7 protein-coding genes are annotated in these 9,225 nt (G+C 42.0%); 5 read left to right on the forward strand and 2 right to left on the reverse strand.

All coding sequences use genetic code 11. The annotated features are described in order from the left end of the window. Positions 1-22: 22 nt before the first annotated feature. On the reverse strand, positions 23-1,393 hold the full coding sequence (locus BIT28_RS21595) for an alanine/glycine:cation symporter family protein (RefSeq protein ID WP_075766998.1): 1,371 nt from the start codon (positions 1,391-1,393) through the stop codon (positions 23-25). Positions 1,394-1,755: 362 nt separating this feature from the next. Between BIT28_RS21595 and BIT28_RS29680 the strand changes: the two genes are divergently transcribed. The 5 genes from BIT28_RS29680 to cas6f all read left to right on the forward strand — a co-directional run bounded on the left by BIT28_RS29680 (position 1,756) and on the right by cas6f (position 8,312). Next, positions 1,756-1,893: a hypothetical protein gene (locus BIT28_RS29680; protein ID WP_175577582.1), complete on the forward strand. Its 138-nt coding sequence runs from the start codon at positions 1,756-1,758 to the stop codon at positions 1,891-1,893. A gap of 1,667 nt (positions 1,894-3,560) precedes the next feature. Continuing rightward, positions 3,561-4,742: a TniQ family protein gene (locus BIT28_RS21605; RefSeq protein WP_075767000.1), complete on the forward strand. Its 1,182-nt coding sequence runs from the start codon at positions 3,561-3,563 to the stop codon at positions 4,740-4,742. A 21-nt stretch (positions 4,743-4,763) separates the two neighbouring features. Beyond that, positions 4,764-6,650, forward strand: coding sequence for a type I-F CRISPR-associated protein Csy2 (locus BIT28_RS21610; protein ID WP_139310503.1), 1,887 nt, complete (start codon positions 4,764-4,766; stop codon positions 6,648-6,650). 4 nt (positions 6,651-6,654) lie between these two features. Continuing rightward, positions 6,655-7,716 carry a type I-F CRISPR-associated protein Csy3 gene (gene csy3 / locus BIT28_RS21615; protein ID WP_075767002.1) on the forward strand — a complete coding sequence of 354 codons (1,062 nt, stop codon included), beginning with the start codon at positions 6,655-6,657 and terminating at the stop codon, positions 7,714-7,716. Beyond that, positions 7,716-8,312, forward strand: a complete 597-nt coding sequence (gene cas6f, locus BIT28_RS21620; protein ID WP_075767003.1) for a type I-F CRISPR-associated endoribonuclease Cas6/Csy4 — start codon at positions 7,716-7,718, stop codon at positions 8,310-8,312. The genes csy3 and cas6f overlap by 1 nt, the downstream gene beginning before the upstream one ends. A gap of 439 nt (positions 8,313-8,751) precedes the next feature. Here cas6f and BIT28_RS21625 read toward each other — a convergent pair whose 3' ends face one another. Beyond that, the gene (locus BIT28_RS21625; RefSeq protein ID WP_075767004.1) at positions 8,752-8,958 is read right to left on the reverse strand and encodes a helix-turn-helix domain-containing protein; all 207 of its coding nucleotides are present in this window, start codon (positions 8,956-8,958) and stop codon (positions 8,752-8,754) included. Positions 8,959-9,225 lie beyond the last annotated feature (267 nt).

The following is a 9,225-nucleotide window of genomic DNA, read 5'->3' on the forward strand; positions in this document are numbered from 1 at the left end:
GCTTTTTATTTTGTTGATTCGATCAGTTCTGCTTGGCTCTGGCTTTCTCCCGAGCGAAATACTCCTTGGTCAGCTTAAACACGACAGGGCTAAGCAGCAGCAGTGCGATCAAGTTAGGGATTGCCATCATGGCATTCAATGTATCGGCCAGTAGCCAGATAAATTCGAGTGAGCTGGTTGCACCGATAGGCACCGCGATGATCCACAGTACACGGAAAGGAATAATCGCCTTCACGCCAAACAGGTACTGGATACATTTTTCGCTGTAGAAACTCCAGCCAAGAATCGTGGTAAAGGCGAAGATTGAGAGCGCTATAGCGACGATATAATTGCCAAGCCCCGGTAGTGAGGATGCAAATGCTGCCGAGGTCAGTGCTGCGCCCGTTTCACCGGTAAGCCAGGCACCCGAGACTACAATCGAGAGGCCTGTGATACTACATACCACAATGGTATCGATAAATGTCCCAAGCATTGCTACGAGCCCCTGTGCGACAGGATTCTTTGTTTGCGCTGCTGCGTGGGCAATCGGAGCACTCCCCAGACCGGCTTCATTGGAAAAGATCCCCCGGGCCACACCAAATCGGATGGCGGCCCAGACAGCAGCTCCGGCAAACCCGCCTTGGGCGGCAACCGGTGTAAATGCGCTGCTGACGATTAAGCTAAAAGCGGCTGGGATTTCAGAGGCGTTCATGCCCAGTATTAGCAGTCCTGAAGCAATATAGAAGGCGGCCATTAGCGGAACCAGCTTACCGGCGACATCCGCAATACGCTTGATGCCCCCCATGAGTACAAGCCCTACCAGTATCATCATGACCAGGCCTGACACCATTGGAGGGATACCAAAGTTCGCATCGACTGCTGCAGCGACGGAATTTGACTGGACGGTATTACCGATACCAAAGCCGGCAATAGAACCAAAAATGGCAAAGGCCGTACCCAGCCATGCCCATTTGCTGCTCAGTCCGTTTTTGATGTAGTACATCGGGCCGCCGACATGGTTGCCGTCCTCATCGGTTTCGCGATACTGAACAGCACATACGGCTTCTGCAAACTTTGTTGCCATACCGACAAGAGCTGTACACCACATCCAGAACAGTGCGCCCGGACCACCGAGGAAAATTGCTGTTGCCACACCGGCTATGTTACCTGTACCTATAGTTGCAGAAAGAGAAGTCATTAGCGCATTAAACGGGCTGATTTCACCCTTGCTATCGTCATCTTTCTCAGGGATACGGCCTGACCAAAGCAGTTTAAAGCCGGAACCCAGTTTGACAATCGGCATAAATTTCAGGCCGACAGTCAGGAAAATGCCGACACCGAGGATCATCACCAGCATGGGGACACCCCATACCAGGCTGTTTATTGCAGAGATAAGGCTGGCTAAAGACTCCATAGGGTATGCCCTTCAAGTTTTTATAATATATGCAAAAACATAGGTGCTGTTTGTAATAAATACAAACATCATTAACGTGAAATGAGGGGCTGTTGCTATCTCAAGTGTTTGGTTGAAGCGCGTTATAAAACGGTAGTGAGGTGGCTTGGTCCGGTTATAAGCTCTGTTACTGGCATGAAACTAAAGTGAAACGGAAAAATCATGATAGCAAACTAGGGAGTGAGTACACTTAATAGTGGCGTCCAGCACTTTTCCCTTGCGAGCTTCCATATCGGGCATAGGTACGTAATAGTGAGAGGAATGCGGGTGGACGTAACCCTATAGTGAAGATTTTGAAGCAAACGGAGAGTAAGGAATGGGTTATGCGTCATTGGAGCAGGAAGAACAAGCAGCGACTGACCAGACAGTATAAAGTGGAGCATATGGCCGCTAAGCTGATCAATGAAATGTTGGCTAAAAAAGTCACTGCAAGGTCAATTTCCACGACTGAACGGCTGTGACTTACAATCGAGAGCACTTTTTATATTTTTGGGCCGTGTATCACGGTCTTTTTACTGAACTGACTTTTTCAATGTATATCATTGAAGAAAATGGTTCAGGGGTTTTATATAGCTCTAATTTTTGTCTATTGGGATTTGATCGGTCCTGATTAGTTTGTTAATACTAAATCCAGATTTTAATTAAGATTTAAATAATTAATTGTATTAGCAGTTTCTCGATTAGATAAGAGGTGTTGATGATTAGGCAGTATGCGGTATTTTCGAATGCGTACCCAAGAGTTCATTGGTTTTTTGTTGCAATGTTGGTTCTTGTTCATGTCATAAGCAGTTATTTTATACTTGAAAGCAATGAGCTGATATTTGCCTGGGGCGTGTGCTTGCCCGCTCTACCAATCATTTTCTTTGCCACAGTTTCTAGCTACAAGAAAAAGTACCTACACAGGTAGTATGATAGATACTCAACATAACAAGGAGTTGAGTATTGTACCTAAGGGATATTTAATAAGAATTATTACCATTACGTAAGTTACTGTTATTAGCGGTATGGCACACTCGCAGACTGCTATCCCTAATAGCATAAGCCTAAAGATACGGATGTCGACCAGTGTATTTGTAAAATAGCTATGTGATACATTGCATGTTGTTATGCTGATCGTCCAATCCTTGTCCATTAAGGATTTAAGTATCTTATTTCTGTTATTTTGCTCGCATTTTTAAATAAACATGAACGTAAATCTTATTAACCAATAATGATTTCTTCTTGATGGTTTATTTAAAGAGTCATTGCAATAATGCAGACGGCGGTTATTTATATATTTATTTTGGCCATTTATTTGACTGTTAGCGTCAAATAATCATCTGCCTTACATTATTTGTTATCGATATTTGAATAATCAGCCTGTACATTAATTGATGCCGGTTCCAAATTTATATTGATTTAATTATTAACTATTCTTTCGAAGAATATGCGCATATATGAGTAGGTGTATCTAGCGTTATGCCGTACCTCTCTTTTTGCTTGTTATTACAATCTACCTCTTTATAGGTGGCTATTTCGTTGCGTGCCTATCCCGAGCACTAAAAATAAAAAATGGTGATAACGAAGCCTAGAGGAACTTTCGTTATCACCAAAATAGGCACAAGTGCCTTGAAAGAGAGGTGGTGTTCAATGTTCATTAGTGAGTATAGGCGCTCTTTGAGAAACTAGGACTTTTTTGTTGTACATTTTTTCTGTGCAATTTGTCATGGCTCGATAGTCTCGCTCAATTCAAGCTCTTAGCCTGCTATAAGCAGGCACAAAAAAGGCCACTAGAAAGTGGCCTCTAGGTATTGTTGAAACAACCATAAAGTGATATTCAATTTTTCATGATTTTTAGATAGTTACCAAAAAACAACCATAAGTTGATATTAGATAAAACAACCATATGTTGATATTTTTGTGAGACGTACCATGAGTACTGCTCGTGGGTGTAAGAAAATTTCTTGCAGCCTTTAGGGCTATTTGGAGATGAGCGTAGGTATCATTTCTCATCGCTAGAGCATAGGCAATCACTAGTTCTGCTTTGAACATGCATGTTAAACACCAACACACATCACAATTCTTAAAGAACAAAATCTATGGGCTTGTTGAAAGCACTTAAACCGCCTAGTTTTTATCGGAGGTGCCAATGTTTCTTCAGCGACCCACACCACATGCCGATGAGTCTCTAGAGAGCTTTCTTATTCGTGTTGCTAATGCGAATGGGTACAGTGATGTGTACCGTTTTTTGGTGGCTACCAAGAGGTACCTTGAAGATATCGACAGCTCGAAGTATCAGACATTTCCTACTGACATTCGTCGTATTAACCCTTGCTCATCTAAGGTCAATTCAGGTCCTCGTTCAGAAGCCTTGCTCAAGATAAGCCAAATGACCTTTAATGAGACAGGCTTGCTGCTTGGCTTAGCGATTAATCGAACCTCAATGAAGTTCTCACCTTCAACGAGTGGATTAGTCCGTGGTGCAGAGGTTATGCCACGCTCACTTCTGCGTAGCGAAGTTGTACCAAGTTGCCCACTATGCCTAGCCGAAGATGGCTATGCATCATATCGATGGCATTTTGAAGGCTATGACTATTGCCACAAGCATAAGCAAAAGCTGATTGATAAGTGCTGCTGTGGGGCTATCTATGACTACCGTGAGTCAGGTGTCAATGGCCTATGTAGCGAATGTGGTAATGCGATAGAACATGATGCATTAGGGTACGATACTGAAGGCGTTAAGGTTGCATATTGGCTCGCAGGGGAAGTTTTAGAGCCATTACCAGACTTACCGCAGAGCTATCGTTGGGGATTGGTACATTGGTGGGTACAGATCTCGTCGGTTTCATTTGACGCAATTAGTTTTATTCAGTTTTGGCGAGAGTGGCCTAGCTCGTTTCATTCAATGATCGATAAAACTATTGATTTTAAAATTGCGTATGCAGTTGTTGCCACAGAAGAGTTAAGATTAAAGGATGTGCTTGATGAGATCCTCTTCAAGGCTATTCGACTGCCTGAGCGAAACCTTAGATATAACTTTATTTTGCGAGAAATCTTTCGGTATCTTGAAGATAACTTATGGCTGAATGGAGGGAGGCTGGCAAATCTCAGGATGAATGCCCTCGAAGTGGCTTTGCTGCTGAATTGTTCCCTTGATCAAGTAGCTTCAGTGGTTGAGCAGCGTATGCTTAAAACCAATCGACGTTTGAAGCTAGACAGACCTTTCGATAATACAGATTACTTGTTTTATCTGGGAGATGTATATTGCCTATGGCTTGCTGAATTTCAAACAGATGACTTCAATCGCTCGTTTTATACATCGAGGTGGTAAGTGGTCACGTTGAGGGAGGTATTGAAATCTGAAACTGACGATTTAAATGCGAATTTACGTCGTGTATTCCGTCCACTGAGCCCGCCAATAGACATATCTGAATCAATATTAGATGCAATCACTATTCTTGTTAACCTAACAGAGCCTGTGGCGGATCAACGAGATCTGCTTGACAGAAAAAAATGCAAGGAAAAGCTTCGTGATGACAAGTGGTGGGCAGCCTGCACAAGGACAGTCAGCTATAGGCATAGTCATAACGTTAAGTTCCCTGATGTTCGTGCTGCTGGAACGATCCGAGCTCAACCTTTAGGGCAATTGCCAGACTATCTGTTTTCATCATCAATAGTTTCTGCTGATGATTGGAGTTACTCTCGAGATTCAAAGGGGGTTAATAAGGCTTCATTTCTTACTAGTGAGTTTATCTGGCAAGGAGAACGGTCATGCTTGGGGATATTACTTGCTGACACTGAGCATCCGTTATGGGACCAGTTGAAAGTGCTAGGCTGTTACCAGAAGACGTGCAAGGCTGTTTCAAAGCAGTTAGCTCAGATACCAGAGCATATCATCGATGTTAAGCTTGCCCCCAATTACTTGCCGCAAATCTCGCTACCAGATGGTAGAGGCTCATACATATCACTTTCACCAGTCGCCTCCCAGTCTATTCAAAGTCATTGTTATCAGGCTTTAGAAGAGCATTATCGTTGGACTGCACTAACTCGATATAGCCGAGCAACTAATATGGGGGTGTTGGCAATGAGTTGTGGTGGAGCTTTTAGAATGTTGCGCTCTCTTCCTCAGTTTCACCGCTTTAAGCATCAACTACTTGATACAAGAACTCAGTGGTTAACGAAAGCATCAGTAAAAGCCATGCGGCAGTATTTATCATCAGAAAAATGGTTGTTGCCAGCTAATCAACTGAGCTTTAAGCGCCAAATGCTTCGCAAACAGATCACAAAGATGATTATTGCTTGGTTAGATAATCAGGATGCTCAGTATTCAGCGCAGCAACTGACAGAACAGTTTAATGATGAGTTGTCACGAACTCGTTCAGCCAGTCGATTTGCATATGATGTCAAGCTAACAAAACTGATTTATCAAATCATTTGGAAGTGTAAAGAAAATAATGAATTACAACTTGATGATACTGGTATAGCCCACAGTGAAGATACAACATACCTGCTTGTGCCAAATCTTAAAGTTGCTGGTGCATCAGCTATGCATACTCATTTCAGTATTGGTTTGCCCTCAATGATGGCAGTTTATGGCTTTGTACATGCCCTCGAGCGGAATATACAAAATTATGAACCAAAATTTAGAATGGATAGCTTTGCCGTATGCATTCACTCTGTTCACTTGGAAATGCGAGGATTGACGAGGGAGGTGGTAGAAAAAACAGATGGCTCATTGTCTCCACCGGCAGTAAGAGATGATTGGCACTGTGACCTGCATTTAAGTCTTGTGCTGAGGTATGGCAGTGCGTCGAGATTAGCTCTTGAGAGCATTGTTCGTCATCTCCCTAAGCGATTTGCAAGAGGTATCTGTCTTATATCGATTTCTGATATCAATCGAATTCAGACATATACAAAACTTAAAGATGCAATATTAGCCATCCCAGAGTCTTCAGGGCAGTGGCTAACCCTCAATAATGAAGAATGCATTCATAGTATTAAGGATGTCATATCTGCACTGGATAACAGAATGTTGACCCCTTGTTGTATTGGTTATCACTTTTTAGAGAAACTTAGCGAAAAGCGATACTCATTAAGAGGATATCCTCATGCATTTTGTGAAAGCATTATGGGGTTACTTGAACTTGTAACGATCCAGGTTGAGGCAGATTTCGACAAGGTTTTTTGGCGATATGAGATAACTAGTTCATATCTGTGTATAAAGCCAAAGAAGGAGTGAAATAGTGGAACTACCTGTACAGTTAGCTTATGAAGGTTCAATCACGCCAGGGGATGTTTGTTTTTTTGCCGTTTGGCCAGATCAAAGTAAGAGTCCGCTAAGGTATAACTCACGTATTGCGCTAGGTTTAAAAGAGGGGGCTGCAGCTGTATATACGGCTGAAGGTGAAATAGTAAAAAAGGCTACGCCAGATGCACTTGCTCAAGGAAATCCACATCAAGTTGATTATTGCCATGTGCCATATGGCGCTAATGGAGTACAGTGCGAAACTTCTATTACATTTACCTCTGACTTACGGAAACCTTTAAAATGTTGCGATCCCGGTGTTAAGAGAACTTTAAAAAAGCTCGTTGAGCTTTATGAATCAAAGATAACCTGGAATGAGCTTGCGACGCGTTATTTGCTTAATATCTGTAATGGGCAGTGGCTTTGGCATAACACAAAAAAAGCTTATTGGGTAAATGTTGAGATCACGCCGTGGCCTTGGGAAGGTGGCGCTGTATCATTTGAAAATGTTGTACGGGGTTATTCTGGTAGAGCAAGCTTTCAACAACATAAGTCATGGGTACCATTGCTGCAGTTAATTTGTGACGCATTTTCTCAGCCTCAGGGTTTAGCTATTTTTGAGTTAAAGGTATCAATAAAGCTGCCAACCAATGCTCCAATTAGGCCAAGCCAAGAATTTACCGAGAAGCCGAAAAATTCAAACAAATCGGATCGTCGAGATAATAGCCGTGTTTATCAACATACTCTAATTGATGGAGATAAGTCCCCCATCATAGGGTGTTATAAGGTAGGGGCTGCGATTGCAATGATCGATGATTGGTATCCTGGTGCTGAAGAAGCTGTTCGTGTGGGGCACTATGGGGTGCATAAGGAGGATGTGACCAGTTATCGTCATCCTTCTACAGGTAAAGATTTCTTCAGTCTTTTGAAAAGAGCTGATGAATTTGTTGAGTTGTTAGAGAATGAGGTGAAGCTATCAGAAGAGACGGTTAATGATCTGCACTATTTGATCGCTAACTTAATCAAAGGTGGTATGTTCCAGCGAACAGGAAGTAACTGATGGCATGGTTCTATAAAACGATAAGATTTCTTCCTGAAAGGCGGAACAATGAAGCACTCGTTAGTAAATGCCTGCGGGTGTTACATAGCTTTAACTATGAATATGAGACAAGAAATATTGGTGTGTCCTTTCCTATGTGGTGTGAGCAGACTATCGGTAATCAGTTGACTTTCGTTAGTATGGATAGAATGCAATTAGATTATCTGTTGCGGTGGCACAGCTACTTTGATGAAATGGTTCGACTCGGATATTTTGCAGTATCAAATACGCAGGAAGTGCCTGAAAGTATTAACTATGTTGCTTTTGAAAGAAATTGTAGCATAGATAGGTTAACTCCAGTTGGGCATGCGAAAAAGCTCAAACGTTTGAAGGAGAGGGCCGAGGCTCGAGGTGAAGTGTTTGAGCCGAAGAAGTACTATTCTAGAACCTCTATCAGTGTTGATGGGCATTATCATTCGATTGAGAATGTGAGCAATAAGAAGTTTCGATTAAATATTGTTCGAGTAGAAACACCTGAGCGAGCAACAACTGGTTACTTTAGCAGCTATGGATTAGCAAATTCAGAAAATAATTATCAAACAGTTCCCGAGATATAACCTAAATTTGAATGCTTGCTGTAACAGCTTGATTTTTAATTATTTAAAATATTGGTTTTGAAAAGGGTAAAACTCAATGTTTTATTCTAATTTATTGTATTTCATAAACTATACTGAGTGTTAGCACAGCGTACGGTCGCACAGACCGCTGATAATTTAGCAAGAACAATTCAAGCACTCATGCTTCCGCGTACGGTCGCACAGACCGCTGATAATTGAATGCTCACCAAGACCATGTATAAAAACATGCGTACGGTCGCATAGGCCGAATAGAGTAAACGAACATCATTTTACTGTAGTTTTACAAACAGCTATTTGGCTGTTTGTTTTGAGCTGTGATGAGGACTATAATCCTTATTACTACTGCGAAGTAGTTGATAAAAAACGAACCACATTTATTCGAATTCAAGAACACTCTACTGTTGAGCAAGCAGATTTTTTAGGGAAGTAATTCTCTGACATCACACTCAAGCACCTCAGCCAACTGGTAGGCTTTTTCGAGTGTGATGTTCACTTCTCCGCGCTCAATGCGACCTACGTAACTTCTATCGATATCAGCAAGCAGCGCTAATTTGTCTTGAGAAATCCCTTTATCACGTCGAGTACCGCGTAAATTATGACCGAACTTTTTTGCTAAGTCTTTCATTCGTTAAAGCTCGTTAAATGAAAGACTATCTACACTTGATGCAAATAATGCCACGGATTATAATCCTCATAAATTTCAAATATTAGAGCATCATGACGTTTAAACATTGAATCAACAGTGATATTTACCACATCCTTTACAGCCTGAGTTAAAAGAGTTTGGGGTTATAGACATCAGGAATCGACCTCCCCCTGTGTCAGGATAGTTGTCGCCTAATCTAAATCCGTAAATTAGACAGGGGGTGGTGAGCAGAAAATATGTCCCGCT

Origin of the sequence: Photobacterium proteolyticum, from assembly GCF_001939735.1 — a bacterium.
In the GTDB taxonomy this organism is placed as follows: Bacteria; Pseudomonadota; Gammaproteobacteria; order Enterobacterales; family Vibrionaceae; genus Photobacterium; species Photobacterium proteolyticum.